Origin of the sequence: Dermabacter sp. HSID17554, assembly GCF_003989295.1 — a bacterium.
Classification (GTDB): Bacteria; Actinomycetota; Actinomycetes; order Actinomycetales; family Dermabacteraceae; genus Dermabacter; species Dermabacter vaginalis.
Genome location: NZ_RBLW01000002.1, coordinates 188,874 through 206,222, shown reverse-complemented (window position 1 = coordinate 206,222; position 17,349 = coordinate 188,874). Strand labels below are relative to the sequence as shown.

Below are 17,349 nucleotides of genomic sequence, written 5' to 3'. Positions count from 1 at the left end.
ATGCCGATGCGGGGAAGCGCCTTCGAAGCAAGCACGGCAGGAACGCGCGCGTATCGCGAACATTGTAGAGGCGAGAAGGGCGCTCGGTGCGGCCGTTTCGCCTCGCGTGTCGAGAATCTCTTCAGGGCACCGTTTTTACAGGCCCGAGTAGCGCCTCGAGAACCGTACAAGCGCAGAGCGCGCCGGCCCCTGCCGCGCCTCACGAACGCGACACACGAAAAGCGTGTGCGTTGCGGCTTCGTGTGAAGATTCAACCTCGAGACTCAAGGTCGCAAGCGATCCATCAATATGAGCGTTGCCCCACGCATCCCGCTGATGGGCGACTCCTTCGAGCATCCCTTGAAGTGGGAGGCCCGGCTCACCAAAGCGCTCGGCGAGCCCCTGCTGCTCGGCGCCGAGCACGCTCAGCGCGCACACTCCCGTCTCGTCAAGCGCCTCCGCGGCGCGCGAAAGCGAATACAGGCTCACCGCCATCGTGGGCGGGTCATACGACACGTCAAGGAACGAATCGATCGGCGTCACGAGATCCCATCGCCCCACGCGCATGCTCACGAGTGCGATCGCCGAGGCGATGTCCTCACTCAGTCGGCGATACTTCTCGACATCCACGCCGCTACCGTCCATGGCCTCCTCCTCATACCTCTCCGTCGCGATGGTGTGCAGGCAAGCGTCGGACCCTGCCCTTACGTGCGAGCGTAGCGCCCGCGCTCCCACGTGCCCGTGACTGCCTCGCCCCCGTCACACACCACACCCGCACCTCCACCACCGACTCTGCACACCTATTACTCTGGAGACCATGACCGGACCCGCACGCACCACCAGCCGGCGCGCCTTTCTTACGGCAGGCGCCTCTCTCGGCGCTCTTGCCCTCGCGACTACCGCCGCGGGCTGCCAAAGCTCGCCTAACCCGGACCACCTCTCGGTCGCGGAGAAGTTCAATCTCCCCGTCCCCACAGGGCACCTCGACGTTATTCTCAGCGCGCCGCTTGGAAGTGACGGACTCAGCCCGTTCACGACGCGCTCCCTTCAGAACACCGCTGCGCTGTGGCACGTGTATGAGGGCCTCGCCATCATGGACCCAACGACCGGCACCACAAAGCCGGGCCTTTCGCAAAAGCTTTTCGACCCAGCCGACGTCGTCATCGATGTGTTCCTTCGCGACGGCGCCATCTTTCACGACGGTATGCCCGTAACCCCCGCCGACGTGATCTACTCTTTCGAGGCCGCACTCGACGACAACAACCATTTTCCGCACCGTGAGCTTCTCGATTTCTTCGACCACGCCGTCCAGGTGGCCGACAATATCGTCCAGCTCCGCTTCAAGTACTCCACGCCCGAGATCAACGAGCGCCTCTCCCTCGTCAAAATCATCCCCGAGGGCACCGACCCTTCCACGCTTCTTGAGACCCCCAACGGCACCGGCCCATGGCGCATCAAGAAGCACGACACCGCGGGCCGAACACTCACTTTTGAAGCATTTGACCAGTACTCGGGAGTGTTCCCGGCGCTCTACGAAACCATGACCTGGCACGTCGAACACAGCGAATCCGCGGTTGCTGACGCGGTCATGGACGGCAGTATGCAGGTGGCTCTTCCCGTGCCCCCAACGAAATACCGCGAACTTGCAAAAAGCCCCCGGGTCAAAAACGGTACGCTCCACCTCGCCTCCCAACCGAGCAAGGCCGCCGTGTACGCGATGTTCAACCATGATGAGGGCCGGCCATTTTCTGCAGTCGAAGCTCGACGCGGCTTTATGAAGGCCTTCGACTCTCAAGGATGCGCGAAGCAGGTGTTCGCCGAGCACGTCGATCCGGTCACGAGCCCCATGTACCCCGGGACCCCAAAATTTAAGCCCGCCTCACGTGCCTACACACACGATCCCCACGAAGCGCGCGAGCTCTTTGCGCGCGCGGAGATCAGCACGCTTCGCTTGCTCGCGAGCAACGAGCCCTGGACCCGCGCCGTCGCCGAGTTCCTCAAGAGCAATCTCAAGGAGGCCGGGATCGAGACCGAGCTCGAGATCCTCCCCTGGTGGGATGCCGTGAAGCGCATGGAGGAGGATTCCGACGGCTGGGACGCCTCCCTCGTATTCCTCGATCCGGCGTTTACGGGCTTCCATCCCGACACGCTGCTGCGCTCCCTCTATGCTTCACCTTTCTGGGCCGATTCCCGCCTGCGCCTCGGCGAGAGTGAACTTCTCGCCGAGATTCGCGACGTGCTCGACCGAAGTACGCGCCTTGACTTGGTGGGTGACGACCTCCAGCGCGCATGGCAAAAATTGATGAATCGAATTGCCACCGAGCTTCCCCTGTATCCACTCATGTGGTTGCGCGCGCTCAGCGCAATCGACACCGCCAAGGTCGCCGACCTCCCCGACACTCGCTCCCTGGGCTTCATCGCTTCGACGGCGACACCGCCCTCGCAGATGGAGAAGAAGCGCTAGTTGGCGGCGACCTCGAGAAGGCGCCTGAGCGGGCGGTAATGCTCAATGACCGCTGCGCGGTAGGCGGTCGCATCGCCAGCAACGAGCGCATCAATGATTGCATCGTGGGCGTTCACCGTGTCACTGATGTCCTTGGCTTGCGGCAAGCCAGCAGCAGGAACAGCTACCGTGTGAATCCGCCAGAAAGCCATGCCTAGCTGCTGCATCATGTGATTGCTTGTCGCCGCGAGTAGATCGGAGTGGAACGCCTCGTCACACGAGGCAAAGCCTCGACCGGCCTCGACACACTCGCGCATGTTCTTCACGTGCTCTCGAAGCTTCGGCTGCGAGGAACCGCGGTATACCTCAATGAGCTCATCGGTGAGCGCAAGGTCAAGAGCCATGCGCACCTCCACAACTTCACGCAAAGTGCTCAGATCGTCTTTCGCATTGAGGCGGGCACGAAAAAGAACGGCTTCAATCATGGGGGCGAACGACAGCTCACCCACGCTCATGCCACGTCCGTGCTGAATAGAAACAATATCGAGCGACTGAAGCGTGCGCAGGGCCTCGCGCACGCTCGAGCGAGAAACACCCAAAGTACCCTGAAGCGATGCCTCCGTCGGGAGTGGATCCCCCGGGCGTAGGTGGTGTTCGAGGATGTACTCCTTGATCGCGTCGACCGTTGCGTTACTCGCGGTCCGGCGCTTGCTTAGCCGTTCACGATTCTCGGGCGCGAGCCCCATGGATTCTTCGGCCACGATCTGCCTTTCTCATGCTCCGAGCTTCCAGTATCGCCACCTCGGCAACATTGACAAAGTCTCGACGGTGCTCTTATGCTAACAGCAAGTCATCAGACGTCTGATGTCTCCATGTGGGGAGCGTTCCCCTAATCCCCCTTTGCAAAGGAGCAAAAGTGAGTAACTCACGCACTGTCTCTCGCCGCACAGTCCTCAAGACGGGTGCTTTCTCGGCCGGCGCCGCGGGCCTCGTCGCTGCCATTTCGGCATGCGCCCCCTCCGATAAAAAGTCCGGTGGTTCCGGCGGTGCAGGTGGCAACGCTGGTTCAGCGAATGAAGACGGCACGATCAAGGCCTCGATTTCCTACGAGCTCGGCACCAACGGTTACGACCCGATGACGACGACCTCGGCACTCACAATCGCGGCTAACTGGCACACCCTCGAGGGCCTCACAGAACTCGATCCAGCGACCGGCGAGGTGTACCCCGCGCTCGCGTCCGAGCTACCGAAGGGTGACAACACCACCGTCGATATCGAACTCCGCAAGGACGCTAAGTTCCATGACGGCTCCCCCGTGACCCCCGCGGACGTCGTGTTCTCGTTCGAGCGCGTGCTCGACCCCGCGAATAACTCGCTCTACTCGCAGTTCATTTCCTTCATCGACTCCGTTAAAGAAAACGGCGACAACGGCGTGAGTATCGCCCTCAAGCACCCCGTCGGCCCGCTTGCCGAGCGCCTCGCGGTCGTCAAAGTCGTTCCGAAGGCTGCCGTCGAGAAAGATGCCAAAGGTTTCGATGCCAATCCCATCGGTACCGGCGCATGGAAGATGACCGATAACGGCGCCGCTTCGAAGATCGTAAAATTCGAGCGCAATGACGACTACACGGGTCAAAAGCCCGCGCGCGCCAAGACCATGGAGTGGCAGGTCATCCCCGACGCCGCGACTCGCACCAACTCGCTCCAGTCGGGCGACGTTCAGGCAATTGACTCGGTACCCTACCTCTCGATCGACGCCCTAAATTCCGTCGCGACCGTCGAATCCGTTCAGGGCTTCGGCCTCCTGTTCGCGATGTTCAACAACACCGAAGGCAACCCCTTCGCGGACGTCAAGAACCGCCAGGCCTTCCTCTACGCGATCGACATGGACAAAGTCATCGAGACCGGCCTTGCCGGGCAGGCAACCGCAGCCACATGCTTCGTGGATAAGGAGAATCCGGCTTACAAGGAAGCCGCGACCGTGTACACGCACGATGTTGACAAGGCTAAGCAGCTCTTCGGCGAAACGGGCCTCACCGAGTTCCGCATGCTGTGCACCGATCACGACTGGGTCCAGCAGGTCACGCCGATCATCCAAGAATCCCTCAAGGCGACCGGCGTCACCGTCCACTTCGAGCAGAAGCAGTCCGCGGAGGTGTACACGTCGATCGACGGCAAACCTGGAGCCTTCGACGTGGTGATCGCCCCCGGCGACCCGTCAGTGTTCGGCTCCGATGCTGACCTCCTCATGCGCTGGTGGTACGCAGGCGACACATGGACGGATTCGCGCATGCATTGGAAGGGCAGCGAGGCTTACACGCAGCTTCAGGAGCTCCTCGACCAGGGCATTCAGGCGACTGAGGAAGCCGCCCAGCTCGAGGCGTGGCATGCAGCATTTGATCTCATCTCGAACGAGGTTCCGCTCTATCCGCTGTTCCACCGCAAGACCCCGACCGCGTACAACGCCGACACGCTCATCGACTTCAAGCCCATTTCGCTCACGGGCCTAAGCTTCATCGACGTCGGCACGACCCTCTAATCGAGGTTCTTCCCTCAACGCCGGGAGGCGAGGCGTTTCCACTGCCCCTCGCCTCCCGGTCACCACGCCAAAGATGGCGCTCACTCTTAAGGACAAAGTCGCATGGCTCAATTCGCAAGACTCATTGGCCGAAGGCTCATTTCCCTGCCCTTCATGGTTGTCGGCGTTGCACTGCTCGTTTTTATCGTCATGAGCTTTTCAAACGTCGACCCGGCTCGTCTCGCACTCGGCGAAGCAGCATCGCAGGAAGCCCTCGCGCAATACCGCGAGGCACACGGCCTCAACGACCCGCTCCTCGTGAGGTTCTTCTCGTTCCTTGGCGGACTCGTCACTGGCGATCTCGGAACGTCCTCGGGTGGCGTCCCCGTGACACAGATGGTGGCTGAAGCCTTTCCGCGCACCCTCGAGCTCACTTTCCTCAGCCTCATCATCGCGGTCATTCTTTCCTTCACGCTCGGTGTGCTCGCCGCGCTCTACCGCGATACCTTCGTTGACCAGGTCATCCGCGTACTCTCGATCGCTTCGCTCGCGACCCCGAGCTTCTGGCTTGCAATCCTCCTCATCCAGTGGCTCGGCGACATCCCCGGAGGCTGGGGATTTTTCCCTGCGCTCGTCTCCGGGTGGACATCATTCGCTGACGATCCGCAGCAGTACCTCTTAAACATGACGCTCCCGGCAATCGCGGGTGCCGTTCCCGTGGCAGGATCTCTCACGCGCGTTGTGCGCACCTCAATGGTGGAAGAACTGGACCGCGACTACGTACGCACCGCCATCGGCGCAGGCATCCCCTACCCGATCGTCATTTCTCGAAATGTACTCCGCAACGCTCTCATCACTCCAGTGACCGTCCTTGGTCTTCGCGTGGGTTACCTCATGGGCGGCGCGGTCATCATCGAAATCATCTTCAATATCCAGGCGATGGGCAAGCTCATTCTCGACGGCATCCAGCGCAACGACGTGTACCTCGTGCAAGGTGTCACTCTGACCGTGGCTATCGCGTTCATCGTTATCAACCTGCTCGTCGACATCCTCTACGTGCTCATCAACCCGCGGATTAGGAGCATCTGATGCGACCGAATCTTGACGCAAAACTCCACCGCTCTTCGGGCGGCACCCTCAAAGCACTCAAGGGCCTCAAGCCCATGAACGTGCTCGCGGCAGCGTTTCTCGCGATCCTTATCCTCGCGGCGATTCTCGCCCCCGTGATCGCACACCATGATCCACTCGCGACGGGTACGCCCGTGCAGCCACCAAGTGGAGAGCACCTCTTTGGCACTGACCAGATTGGGCGCGATGTGTTTGCAAGGGTCATCTACGGATCCCGCTCGTCTCTCATTATCGGTCTGAGCGCGACAGCGCTCGCTCTTCTCGTCGCGGCAGTCCTCGGCTCGTTCGCAGCGACGGCTCACAAATGGGCGTCCGAAGTTCTCATGCGGTGCCTCGACGTGGTCATGTCGATCCCCGGCATCGCGCTTGCCGCTGTGTTCGTCGCAGCATTTGGCAACTCGCTTCCCGTTCTGATCATGGCAATCGGCTTCCTCTACGTGCCTCAGCTCGCGCGAGTCGTGCGCGCGAATGTCCTCTCGCAATTCGGCGAGGACTACGTGAACGCCTCGAAAGTCATGGGCGCGGGGGTTCCCTGGATCCTCATCAAGCACGTGGCACGCAACTGCCTCGCACCAATCCTCGTGTTCGCCACCGTCCTCGTTGCCGACGCGATCGTGCTCGAGGCCTCGCTGAGCTTCATCAACGCGGGCGTGCAGCCGCCGGACCCTTCGTGGGGCAACATCCTCGCGCAAGGAAAGCAGCTACTTCTTTCCGGTTACTGGTGGCCCACATTCTTCCCCGGCCTCATGATCCTCGTTACCGTTCTGAGTCTCAACATCCTCTCTGAGGGGATGACCGACGCGTTCGCCTCGCCTCGCGTGAAAACCGTTGTCGATGTTGACGCCGACGAGAAGAAAGCCCAGGCCGCGCCGGAGGCGAGCCTCAACACGCTTGGGCTCATCGATCCCCAGCAGGCCCGCGCGACCCTCCTCGAATCGCTCGATAAGCTCCACGTCAAGGAGAGCGCGCGCAAAGACCGTCTCGTATACGCGGGTGACCTTGAAGCGGAGCCACTCCTCGACGTGCGCGACTTACGCGTCTCGTTCCCAAATGCCCACGGCGATGTCGACATTGTTGACGGCGTCAACTTTACGATTCGCCCGGGCGAGACCATGGGGCTCGTGGGTGAATCGGGCTCGGGTAAATCGGTCACCTCCATGGCAATCATGGGGCTTTTGCCAAAGACCGCGCGAGTGCGCGGAACCGCGACACTCGAGGGAAAAAACCTCCTCGACATGAACACTCGCCAGCTCAATGAGATGCGCGGACGCGAGATGGCGATGATCTATCAAGACGCACTCAGTTCGCTCAACCCGTCAATGCTCATTAAGAGCCAGATGGCGCAGCTCACCAAGCGCGGAGGCACGCGAAGCGCAGAAGAACTACTCGAGCTCGTGGGCCTCGACCCAAAGCGCATGCTCAAGAGCTACCCGCACGAACTTTCAGGAGGCCAGCGTCAGCGCGTCCTTATCGCTATGGCCCTGACTCGAGATCCGAAGCTCGTGATTGCTGATGAACCGACGACCGCACTCGATGTCACCGTGCAGAAGCAGGTAGTGGAACTCCTCAACAAGTTGCGAGAAGAACTCGGCTTCGCCATGCTCTTCGTGAGCCACGACCTCGCACTGGTTGCACAACTCGCCCACAAGATCACGGTGATGTATGCGGGTCAGGTCGTCGAGCAGGGAACCACGACGGAAGTTCTTACGGATCCTCGACACGAGTACACGCAAGGCCTTCTCGGCTCTGTTCTCTCCATCGAGGCGGGCGCTGATCGACTCCACCAGGTTCAGGGCACGGTGCCCTCACCCCGCGAGTTCGTTGCGGGGGACCGCTTCGCGCCTCGCTCCTCAACTCCAGAAATCGGACTCGCGGAGAAGCCGCGCCTGTGGGATGTTCCCGGCACCACTCATCGAGTCGCCTCAACCGTTGGACTTCCCGAATCCATCGTCGCCACCCGTTCCACGCGGGATGCGGCCACGAGCGCACACAAAGGTGATCAGGCATGAGCCACAGCGTCACATCACGAACAAACAACGGCTACCTCGCGCCGGACCTGCACGAACCGCCAGTCCTCGATCTTCAGGACATCCACGTCGTGCACACCCTGCGCACGGGATCGATTCTCAAGCCTGACACGATCCGCGCGGTTGATGGGATCAGCGTCCAGGTACGCCGGGGCGAAGTGATCGGCATCGTCGGCGAATCAGGGTCGGGAAAATCTACCCTCGCGAACGTCATGCTCGGCCTCCAACAGCCAACTAGCGGGAAGGTGCTGTTCAAGGGCAACGATCTTCGCCGCAGTCGCGCTGCTCGGCGCGAGCGGGGGCGGGCAATCTCGGTCGTGTTCCAGGATCCATCTACTGCTCTTAACCCGCGCATGATCGTCCAAGACACACTCATGGACCCCCTTCGCGTGCATGGGATCGGCACGGACCGTGAGCGGCTCGCGATGGTCAAGGAACTCATGCACCTCGTGGGCCTTCCGCAGTCAGCGCTCTCGGTTCTTCCGCGACAGATCTCGGGTGGCCAGCGTCAGCGTGTCGCTATCGCGCGTGCACTCGCACTCGAGCCCGACATCGTCATCGCCGATGAGCCGACCTCCGCCCTTGACGTGTCGGTCCGGGCGCAGGTTCTCAACCTCTTGACCGACCTCAAGAAGGAGCTTGGACTCGGCCTCGTGTTCATTTCTCACGACATCAACACGGTACGTTTCGTGTCGGATACGCTCCTTGTCATGAATCGCGGCAAGGTCGTTGAATCGGGCCCGAGCGAAGAAGTGTTCCGAAACGCCACGGATCCGTACACGCAAACGCTGCTTGCGGCGGCCCCCGCACTTCTTTAGCCGTCGTGAAGTACACGAAAAGGCGGGAGGCCTCGAGGCCTCCCGCCTTTTTGTCCTAAGCCTTGATGAGGGTACTAAGCGACTCCGTAAGCCATGCAAGCGGAATTTCCGTAAAAAAGAGCCCGTGCCATTCGCGCTCCCACAGGAGCCCGAGATTGCCGTTCTGCAGCTGGGTCATCGACTGGTACACGTAGTGGCGTGGGTTGAAAACGCGATTATGCGGCCACGTTCGTGCACCGTCAAAGCTGAGCCGGAGCGTGCCACATCCGCGGAAAGGCAATAGTTCGCTCGCGTTGGCAAAAACCACCGCTGCTTCGCCTCCCACCTCAATCCGCACAGCATTGGGTTGGCTAAAGATTTCGGTGAGCTGCGGATCATACGAAACCGCCGACCACGTCTCACCCCCATCGGTGCTTCGCGAAACCGCGACTCTCCCGGAAGCATGCTGGTTACGCGCGAACACCACGAGATCGCCTCCTTCAACCTCCACGATGCTCGACTCATACAGTGACGCTTCGCGGTTTCCGCGCCATTCGCGTGTGTCATTAGGAGAACCACCGAGACGCCACGTGCCTCCTGCGTTATCGCTCAGGAGTGCGGCACAGGCGAATGACGAGCCGGATTCATCGCTGTAGTACACGGGCATGACAAGACGCCCGGCATGCGGCCCGTTTTCTATGCACACACCCGTGCCAGGCGAAGCGCCGAGGAACGGCATCCACGGCTCCTTTACTTGAGGATTCAGATCGATGGGATCGCTCCAGCTCTCACCGTCATCCTCACTGACAACCATCCACAGATAACTCGTGGGGACAGCGGTGAGTGGTGGTGCTGCCGGATCCCCCCGGAACATTTCGACGTGCCCAAGTTCAGTTTCACCGTTGCGCAAGCTACCGTCGGGATCGAGCACGAACTCCGTTAATTTCCCCGACTCCGTGCGGACTCGGCCATCGCTCCCCACAGCGTACTCTCGGCCTTCCCGGTCGAGCAGAACTCTCTCGCCGTTGCCCGTAAAGCCCGAACCCGCCACTGCGTTGAGCTGTCCGATCGCACCCGGAAAATGATCAACGAGCGCGATAATCCGCCCACTCTCGCGATGTTCGACGAGAACAGGGTCGGTTGCTGAGGCCCCCGTCAAGCCACTACCCACGGAGCGAACGACGGTCTGAAGTGGCCCCCACGAGCGCCCACCATCGGTGCTGCGTCGGATGACAAAGTTAATGTGATTCGGGCTGTCGTTCGGGATGCTCGTGCGCTGATCAGCGCCCGCGATAAGAGTTCCCTTGCTGGTCGTGAGCAGTGCGGGGATGCGGTAGCTCTGGGCACCGTCGTAGCCAAGGTCGACAATCGCGCGCGTCGTCAAAGGATCGACACCGGCGAGACGTTTGACGTGGCGATCGGAGAGTACGCGGTCGTAGATCATCGCACTTTGCGCTTCTCCGAAAAGGCGAGCACCGTCGAGGTCTTGCCCGACCGAGACGCGATCAACATGTGCGACGTCACCGAAGAAGCACACTCCTGCGGTTCGCGCGACCTGGAAACCGTCGATGTAAAGCGTGCTCGCACCATAGCCTGTCGTGACGACGAGGTCGTGCCAGTGACCGTCGTCCCATTGTCCGTGTGCCTCAAGCTCGCACAGCTTCTCGCCAGCGACGATGACACGATATACGATAGTTCCACGCTCGATTGAAAGTGAGAGATTTCCATCTTCTCCGCGCGCTTCAAGAATTGTTCCTGCTTGGTGCTTTCCACGCACACGGAATCGCGCACGAATCGTGCCTTTTGAGAGCTTTCCTACGCATTTAGCGTCACGCGAAGAAAGGTGCGATGCCGCAAATTCAACGTACGGTGAAACAGCCGGGGCGTTCGCGAGGATTTCTCTCGGATCGAGCTCTCGATTGTCATCTTGAACTTCGTACACCTGGGGATCTCCGGGCTGGTTAACTACGGTCTCGGCGTCGGTTGAGGTCGGCCACGCGAGGGTTGAGGTCGAGCAGAAAGACTCGTATCCATCGAGATACAGGGTCGTTCCACACGCCGTTCTCGTGAGAGCAAGGGAATGCACTTCTCCATCATCTACATGGTCGGCATCTTCAGCGTCGAGACTGCGCTTGTGACCGTCTCGTTCAATGTGCGCAACAAGATGACCATTTTCAACGGCAACTTGTAATCGCGCCCCTTCCGTACTACGAGACATAAGCGTGCCGTTTCCACGAGCAGTAAACGTGATGTGAAGGCTCGCTTCACTCTCAACCGTCGCGTCTTTCACCTTTGAACGAGACGCCGTTTCCATGATCCCTCTCCATCCTCTTTCCAAGCTTCCTCACCATCCACCATGAAATCGCGGGAATCTCACGGCGAGTGCGGTCAAAGACCCCGATCTTCTTGACGGAGCACTCCCCTCACTCTAGTCTGTTGTCAGACATCAGACATCCGACGTCTGGTTTTATGAGTTGGTCCGCCGGCAAGGACGCGGCGGAACCTCGAACAGAAGGAAATTGTTGCTATGGCTTCCCAGGGACGCCTCACGGGTGTCATCCCGCCCCTCGTTATTCCGCTTACCGAGTCGCGCGAACTCGATGTCGAATCGCTCGAGCGCCTCATCAACCACCTCATCGACGGCGGCGTCGATGGCATCTTTGCCTTGGGTTCGTCGAGCGAGATCGTGTTCCATACCGATCGCATGCGCGAGCGCATTCTCGAAGCCGTCACGGGGATCGTTGCCGGCCGCATCCCTGTTCTCGCTGGCGTGATCGATACCGAAACAAACCGCGTGCTCGAGCACGTGAAGGTCGCCCAGAAGTACGGCGTCGCAGGCGTCGTCGCAACCGCACCTTTCTACGCGATTACCGGTCCCGCCGAAATTGAACGACACTTCCGTATTCTCGGCGAGCAGTCCGAGGTTCCCGTCTGGGCCTATGACCTCCCGGTTTGCGTGCACGTCAAGTTGAACCCCCACATGCTCGTGGGCCTTGGCAGCGAAGGGCTTCTCGCCGGGGTCAAGGACTCGTCGGGTGATGATGTGTCATTCCGCCGTTTGACCGCCATGAATCGTGCGGCTGGCAATCCGTTGAGTGTTCTCACGGGTCACGAGGTCGTTGTGGACGGCGCCTACCTTTCAGGTGCTGATGGGTCCGTTCCAGGCCTTGGCAACGTTGATCCCGCGGGCTACGCGCGCATGCACAAGGCATACCTTGCCGGTGATTGGGAAACAGTCCGCACAGAACAGGATCGCCTTGCGGCGCTCTTCGAGATCGTATTCCAGCCTGTTGGCAAGACCGGCCCCGCAGCTGGCGTGGGCGCATTCAAGACTGCGCTTCGCGAGCTCGGCATATTCTCGACGAACGTCATGAGCGAGCCGATGACGGCGATCGAAGGCGATGCGGTCGAGAAGATTCGCGGGATTCTCACGGCGACCGGCCTCCGAAAGTAGGCGCTCATGCCCGCTGAGTTAACGCGAGTGCTCGCCGTCGACCTCGGCGGGACCAAGATCAACGCGGCCGTCGTGGAACTCAAGGGTGAAGGTGCTCCGCACCTCGGGCCCGTGGCTACGGCGCCCACTCCGGCACGCGAGGGCGCCAATGCTGTGGTAGCCGCAGCGGTCAACGTCGCTCACGAAGCCCTTCAGGGCACCGATGGTGACGGACCTCCTCTCGCCGCCATCGGGATTGCCTCGGCGGGTGTGATTGACAGCGCTCGAGGCGTGGTAACCGCCGCAACCGACGCACTCCCGGGATGGCCGGGAACGGATCTTTCCGGCGCGTTCCACACCGAGTTCGAGGTGCGAACCCGCGCTCTCAATGACGTGCACGCGCACGGCCTCGGTGAGGCGATGTTCGGTGCCGGTCAGGGATGCGATTCGCTCCTTCTGGTCGCCGTCGGCACGGGGATCGGTGGCGCCTTCATCACCCGGGGTCAGGTACTCACGGGCTCTCGCGGCGCTGCTGGCCATATCGGGCACGTCCGCACCGCCGGTGTTCCTGGAGTCGAAGATCTCGTGTGTTCGTGCGGACGACGAGGGCACCTCGAAGGTTTCGCCTCAGGCCCCGGCATCGCGGCCGAACTCACGAGACGCGGCACTCCCGCAGCTTCGACACGCGAAGTCGCGGACCTCGCCAACAACGGTTCGAGAATTGCGCTCGGCACCCTCATCGACGCAGGCCGTCTCACGGGCCGCGCAATTGGAGATCAGCTCAACATTGTCGATCCGCAGGTCGTTGCGGTCACGGGAGGCGTCGCCTCCGCGAGCGGTGTCGCCGGTGAGGAATGGTGGGCTGCACTTCGCGAAGGCGTGCACGAAAGCGCCATGGATGCCGTTGGAAACACCCCCATTGTGCCCGCGAGCGCGGGTAACCACGCGGCGCTCCTCGGTGCCGCGCATTTCGCATTGACCGATCCCGCCACGGAAGGCTGAATCATGCACCCCGTTGTCAAAGCCCTCGAGGGTTCCCTCATTGTCTCGTGCCAGGCATACCCCGGCGAGCCCATGCGCGATCCCCGCACGATGGCTCAGATCGCCGCTGCCGTCGAGCAAGGCGGCGCAAGTGCCGTGCGTGCGCAGGGGCTCGAGGATATTCGCCAGGTGAAAGCGGCCGTGAGCGGCATTCCCGTAATCGGCATTTGGAAGGACGGCAACGAGGGCGTGTTCATCACACCGACCCTCAAGCATTGCGAGGCCGTATTGGATGCAGGTGCGGACATTCTCGCTCTCGATGGAACACTGCGTGAGAGGCCGGACGGCCTCACCTTTGCGGAAACAGTTACGCGAATTCGCGAACGTAGCGACGTACCGATCATGGCCGATTGCGATAGCGAGGAATCTGCGCTCGCGGCAGCCGAGGCGGGTGCCGACATCATCGGCACGACCCTCGCGGGATACACGGGCATGCGACGAAAGACCGACGGTCCCGATCTTGAACTTCTCGCGAGCCTAGTGGAGAAACTTCCCGGTCGCGCAGTGGTTGCCGAGGGACGCGTGCATAGCCCTGCCCAAGCGATGGCGTGCCGCGAGGCGGGCGCGTTCGCGGTCGTGGTGGGGACCGCGATAACGCACCCCACATCAATCACCACGTGGTTCAATGCCGCCGTGCGCGGCGTCGGTGACCGGGGATGACCGGTTCACCGGCGTGGATTGCGGGGGCGTATGCCGCTCTCGAGCCCGGCTTGACGGCGGAGCGCGCCGAAAGGGATGCGCGTGAACTTTACGCTGTTCTCGCACAGCCTGGTGCATTCGATGGCCTCGAGCTTCCCTATCGCTCTTCGCTGCCTGATCTCGCCCTCGTGACTGGCGCGCCTTTCACGCGGCACGTCATCACGGCGATTCCGGGGACGATGCAGCGCCTTGCAAAGGACTGCTCTTTCGGCCTTGCCTCGCGAAACGACGAGGGTCGGAAGGCGGCTCTCAACTTCACTCGAGAAGTCGTGCGAGCCTCACGCGACCTCGAGGGCGCCGTCATGGCGATCGAAATTCACTCGGCTCCGTCGGACTGCGCCGATCCCAGCGCCTTTGCTGCCTCGCTCGAAACGCTCATGAGGGAGCGCGCGGAGAGTGACCCCGAGTTCGTAATCGAGCACTGCGATGCGGCTGGCATGCCGTTCCCAGGCGAAAAGCGCTTCCTATCCCTCGAAGAGGAAGTCCACCTCGCGAAGGAAACTGGCGTGGGTATCGCCCTCAACTGGGGTCGCTCCGCGCTCGAAACACGCAATCCCACAACAGCGCTCGAGCACGTCCAGCATGCAGCGCAAGCGGGAGTTTTGCGGGCATTTATGGCATCTGGAGCCGGCGCTGGCACCCCCGTGTACGGGCCCGAATGGGCCGACGCCCACCTTCCCCACAAGGATCACGAACCTTCGTCAATGATGACCGACGACGCACTTTCCTCGTGCGCCGCCGCCGCTGGGGGCAACCTGCTCTACACCGGTGTCAAAATCCAGACCCCTCGGGGCTTTACGGCCTACGAGCGGTCTCGCGTGCTCGCACGCGTCGCGGAGCCAATGCGCTCCGTCTTCAGCCGTACGGGATAATCCGCGCGGCACCCCCACCAAATAGGAGTCCAATGATGAATTCCCCCTTTTCCCCGTACGCAAAGGTGCTCGCCTTTGGCGCCACTGTCGCGCTCACGCTCGGCGCTCCGCTTTCCGCACTCGCGGCCCCCTCTGACACACCGGAAACGGCCGAGGCCTCTGCTGCCGAGTCGAGCTTTACCTCGCAGCGCATCGCTATGGGTGGCGAAGGCGGCTTTGGCAATTACCGCATCCCGGCGGTCATGCAGCTACGCAACGGCGACGTTCTTCTCGCCTACGACGGCCGCCCCACGGGCACCGATGCTCCCGGCCCAAACTCGATCCTCATGCGGCGTTCGACCGACGGCGGGAAAACCTTTGGCCCACAGACGGTGATCGCCGCTGGTGAAAAGTCCACACCCATTCATGGCTACTCGGATCCGAGCTTCGTGTATGACGAGGAAACGGGTGATCTTTTCGCGTTCTTCGTGCATTCCAAAGACACGGGCTTTTGGAATAGTCAGGAAGGGCATGATGACGCTGACCGCAAGGTCATGAGCGCCGCACTCGCAGTGTCGAAAGACAACGGCAAGACGTGGGATCTTCGTTCCCTCACCGCGACGGTGAAGCCTGAGGGCGTGCGCGCGACGTTTGCGACGAGTGGCCACGGTATTCAGCTCAAGAACGGTGCCCATAAAGGTCGTCTCGTGCAGCAATACGCGGGAGCCTTCACCGATGGGACCGTTCGCGCCTATTCGGTCTACTCCGATGACCACGGCGCAACGTGGAATATGGGCACGCCGGTAGGCACAAAAATGGACGAGAACAAGGTCGTTGAGCTCGCTGATGGCACGCTCATGATGAACTCGCGTGCCCACGACACGCACACGGCTCGCTGGGTGGCCTATTCGAAGGATGGCGGCGAGACGTGGAGTGAGCCTACGCTCGACCATACGCTCACCGACCCCCGTAACAACGCTTCGATCATCCGCATGAACCCCGCGGCCGCTCCCGAGACTCGCGAGGCACGGGAACTCCTCTTCTCGAACGCCAATTCCTCCGAGGGCCGTAAGAACGGCAGCATCCGCTATTCGTGCGACTCGGGTAAAACCTGGCCGACGATCACGACGTTCAATGCTGGGCCAACGTCGTACTCGGATCTCGTCGCGCTTCAGGACGGCACTTTCGGTGTGTTTTACGAGAGCGCCGATAGTGAGCAGCGCTACGGCTCATTCACGCGGGACTTTGTGAACCCGTTCTGCGCGGCTTTCGGCGAGGCAACAGCCGACATCGATGCGGGAAGCACGAGCGAAGTGACGTTCACGCTGCGCAACGACGACACTCGAGATCTCATCTCTGGCACGGCAGTCGTTGACCTCCCGAAGGGCTGGAACGCACCTGCCGTGACGACCCCGACCCTCAAACCGGGCGAGAGCACAACGATCACCCTCACGGTTTCGGCCCCCGCGTGGGCGTCCAAGGGCGAGGTTCACGGTGAGGTGCGCATCGAGGCTGGCGACACCACGGTCCGCGGCGATCTCGACCTCACCATCGTAAATGCTGCACCCAATACGCTGGGCGCCACGATCGTGGGGCGACCAGGAGATCCCGATCGGGATCTTAGCGAGAATCCATACAAGGTCGGCGACGAGGTGCCCTATACCTTCCGCGTTGACTCAACGGCGAACGTCACCGAGACCGTCACACCGGTGTCCGGCAATCTCTCCCCGCTTGTTCCGGAAGGCCCCGGCAATTGCCGCTGGCGTCATCTCAAGGCCGGCGACGGTTACACGTGCGCGTCCCCCCGCTACACGGTCACGGAAGAGGATCTCGCGCGCGGTTATTTCATCCCTGAAAGCCAGTGGGAGCTTACCGGAACCGGACTCGACCCCGTAGCGATGACCGTCACGGGCGAGAAGGTTTGGCTCGTAGCTCCGATCGAGAATCCAGTGGTACCACCCGCGGAAGAACCGAACAGCGCCCCGGTAGAACCGCCAACGGATGAGGCAGGCGAGGAACCGTCGAACTCTTCGGATGGCGACCAGAGTGAGCCGGGCAAGTCAAACGACCCCCATGCCAGCGAACGTCCTTCGAAAGACCCGGTCATTAACGGCACACAGCCTGCCGGTTCCCAGCAGCCGCACGCGAATGTCGGGAGGTCACAGTCGGTAGTACCGCGTTCGGGGCAGAGCTCAATGTCCTCCCGCAGTCTCCCCCGCACAGGAACGTCAGCGTTGCTGACGGCGGCTGCCGCGGCGGGTGTCCTCACCGCGGGCATAGCGATGACGCTCGGGGCACGACAGCGCCGACAGCGCTAAGCTCAACGTCCGCTCCGCGGCACCGCGCGGATGACCCGGGGCGGCCTCGCCGATAGGGCAAGGCCGCCCCCACTGGGCAAGCAACCGTCGACCCCTCCCGGATACCGCGGCCCGACCG

General features: G+C 61.6%; 13 protein-coding genes. 10 read left to right on the top strand and 3 right to left on the bottom strand.

Going from position 1 to position 17,349, the window contains the following annotated elements:
• Window positions 1-135: 135 nt before the first annotated feature.
• Complete coding sequence (locus tag D8M36_RS03950; RefSeq protein ID WP_126846916.1) at window positions 136-624, bottom strand: flavin reductase family protein; 489 nt, start codon at window positions 622-624, stop codon at window positions 136-138.
• Between the two features lie 172 nt (window positions 625-796).
• Here D8M36_RS03950 and D8M36_RS03945 point away from each other — a divergent pair, with 172 nt between their 5' ends.
• Complete coding sequence (locus D8M36_RS03945; RefSeq protein ID WP_126846914.1) at window positions 797-2,443, top strand: ABC transporter substrate-binding protein; 1,647 nt, start codon at window positions 797-799, stop codon at window positions 2,441-2,443.
• Here the strand turns inward: D8M36_RS03945 and D8M36_RS03940 are convergent.
• Window positions 2,440-3,183 (bottom strand): FadR/GntR family transcriptional regulator, encoded by a 744-nt coding sequence (locus D8M36_RS03940; protein ID WP_238638376.1) that lies wholly within the window; start codon window positions 3,181-3,183, stop codon window positions 2,440-2,442. The two genes, D8M36_RS03945 and D8M36_RS03940, sit on opposite strands and share 4 nt — an antisense overlap.
• A gap of 155 nt (window positions 3,184-3,338) precedes the next feature.
• Between D8M36_RS03940 and D8M36_RS03935 the strand changes: the two genes are divergently transcribed.
• The 4 genes from D8M36_RS03935 (at window position 3,339) to D8M36_RS03920 (ending at window position 8,910) form a co-directional block, all read left to right on the top strand.
• On the top strand, window positions 3,339-4,958 hold the full coding sequence (locus tag D8M36_RS03935; protein WP_126846912.1) for an ABC transporter substrate-binding protein: 1,620 nt from the start codon (window positions 3,339-3,341) through the stop codon (window positions 4,956-4,958).
• A gap of 102 nt (window positions 4,959-5,060) precedes the next feature.
• Window positions 5,061-6,026: an ABC transporter permease gene (locus D8M36_RS03930; RefSeq protein ID WP_065248508.1), complete on the top strand. Its 966-nt coding sequence runs from the start codon at window positions 5,061-5,063 to the stop codon at window positions 6,024-6,026.
• On the top strand, window positions 6,026-8,074 hold the full coding sequence (locus tag D8M36_RS03925; RefSeq protein WP_126846910.1) for a dipeptide/oligopeptide/nickel ABC transporter permease/ATP-binding protein: 2,049 nt from the start codon (window positions 6,026-6,028) through the stop codon (window positions 8,072-8,074). Before D8M36_RS03930 ends, D8M36_RS03925 begins: the two co-directional genes overlap by 1 nt.
• The gene (locus D8M36_RS03920; RefSeq protein ID WP_153246499.1) at window positions 8,071-8,910 is read left to right on the top strand and encodes an ABC transporter ATP-binding protein; all 840 of its coding nucleotides are present in this window, start codon (window positions 8,071-8,073) and stop codon (window positions 8,908-8,910) included. The genes D8M36_RS03925 and D8M36_RS03920 overlap by 4 nt, the downstream gene beginning before the upstream one ends.
• A gap of 55 nt (window positions 8,911-8,965) precedes the next feature.
• Here the strand turns inward: D8M36_RS03920 and D8M36_RS03915 are convergent, their stop codons facing one another.
• The gene (locus D8M36_RS03915) at window positions 8,966-11,203 is read right to left on the bottom strand and encodes a sialidase family protein (RefSeq protein WP_126846908.1); all 2,238 of its coding nucleotides are present in this window, start codon (window positions 11,201-11,203) and stop codon (window positions 8,966-8,968) included.
• A 213-nt stretch (window positions 11,204-11,416) separates the two neighbouring features.
• Between D8M36_RS03915 and D8M36_RS03910 the strand changes: the two genes are divergently transcribed.
• Genes D8M36_RS03910 through D8M36_RS03890 form a run of 5 tightly spaced genes read left to right on the top strand, consistent with a single transcriptional unit; the run spans window position 11,417 to window position 17,231 of the window.
• The gene (locus D8M36_RS03910; protein ID WP_126846906.1) at window positions 11,417-12,343 is read left to right on the top strand and encodes a dihydrodipicolinate synthase family protein; all 927 of its coding nucleotides are present in this window, start codon (window positions 11,417-11,419) and stop codon (window positions 12,341-12,343) included.
• A 6-nt stretch (window positions 12,344-12,349) separates the two neighbouring features.
• Window positions 12,350-13,324: an ROK family protein gene (locus D8M36_RS03905; RefSeq protein WP_126846904.1), complete on the top strand. Its 975-nt coding sequence runs from the start codon at window positions 12,350-12,352 to the stop codon at window positions 13,322-13,324.
• Window positions 13,325-13,327: 3 nt separating this feature from the next.
• On the top strand, window positions 13,328-14,023 hold the full coding sequence (locus tag D8M36_RS03900) for an N-acetylmannosamine-6-phosphate 2-epimerase (RefSeq protein WP_126846902.1): 696 nt from the start codon (window positions 13,328-13,330) through the stop codon (window positions 14,021-14,023).
• Window positions 14,020-14,934, top strand: coding sequence for a DUF4862 family protein (locus tag D8M36_RS03895; RefSeq protein WP_126846900.1), 915 nt, complete (start codon window positions 14,020-14,022; stop codon window positions 14,932-14,934). The genes D8M36_RS03900 and D8M36_RS03895 overlap by 4 nt, the downstream gene beginning before the upstream one ends.
• Before the next feature lie 32 nt (window positions 14,935-14,966).
• A complete protein-coding gene (locus D8M36_RS03890) occupies window positions 14,967-17,231 on the top strand; it encodes an exo-alpha-sialidase (RefSeq protein ID WP_126846898.1) in 2,265 nt (754 codons plus the stop codon).
• The last annotated feature ends 118 nt before the right edge of the window (window positions 17,232-17,349 follow it).

Bases quoted from the DNA above. Each gene is read 5' to 3' on its own strand.
- D8M36_RS03945 (WP_126846914.1), top strand. From the start codon at position 797: ATGACCGGACCCGCACGCACCACCAGCCGGCGCGCCTTTCTTACGGCA.
- D8M36_RS03890 (WP_126846898.1), top strand. From the start codon at position 14,967: ATGATGAATTCCCCCTTTTCCCCGTACGCAAAGGTGCTCGCCTTTGGC.
- D8M36_RS03910 (WP_126846906.1), top strand. From the start codon at position 11,417: ATGGCTTCCCAGGGACGCCTCACGGGTGTCATCCCGCCCCTCGTTATT.
- D8M36_RS03900 (WP_126846902.1), top strand. From the start codon at position 13,328: ATGCACCCCGTTGTCAAAGCCCTCGAGGGTTCCCTCATTGTCTCGTGC.
- D8M36_RS03930 (WP_065248508.1), top strand. From the start codon at position 5,061: ATGGCTCAATTCGCAAGACTCATTGGCCGAAGGCTCATTTCCCTGCCC.
- D8M36_RS03925 (WP_126846910.1), top strand. From the start codon at position 6,026: ATGCGACCGAATCTTGACGCAAAACTCCACCGCTCTTCGGGCGGCACC.
- D8M36_RS03915 (WP_126846908.1), bottom strand. From the start codon at position 11,203: ATGGAAACGGCGTCTCGTTCAAAGGTGAAAGACGCGACGGTTGAGAGT.
- D8M36_RS03950 (WP_126846916.1), bottom strand. From the start codon at position 624: ATGGACGGTAGCGGCGTGGATGTCGAGAAGTATCGCCGACTGAGTGAG.
- D8M36_RS03920 (WP_153246499.1), top strand. From the start codon at position 8,071: ATGAGCCACAGCGTCACATCACGAACAAACAACGGCTACCTCGCGCCG.
- D8M36_RS03905 (WP_126846904.1), top strand. From the start codon at position 12,350: ATGCCCGCTGAGTTAACGCGAGTGCTCGCCGTCGACCTCGGCGGGACC.
- D8M36_RS03895 (WP_126846900.1), top strand. From the start codon at position 14,020: ATGACCGGTTCACCGGCGTGGATTGCGGGGGCGTATGCCGCTCTCGAG.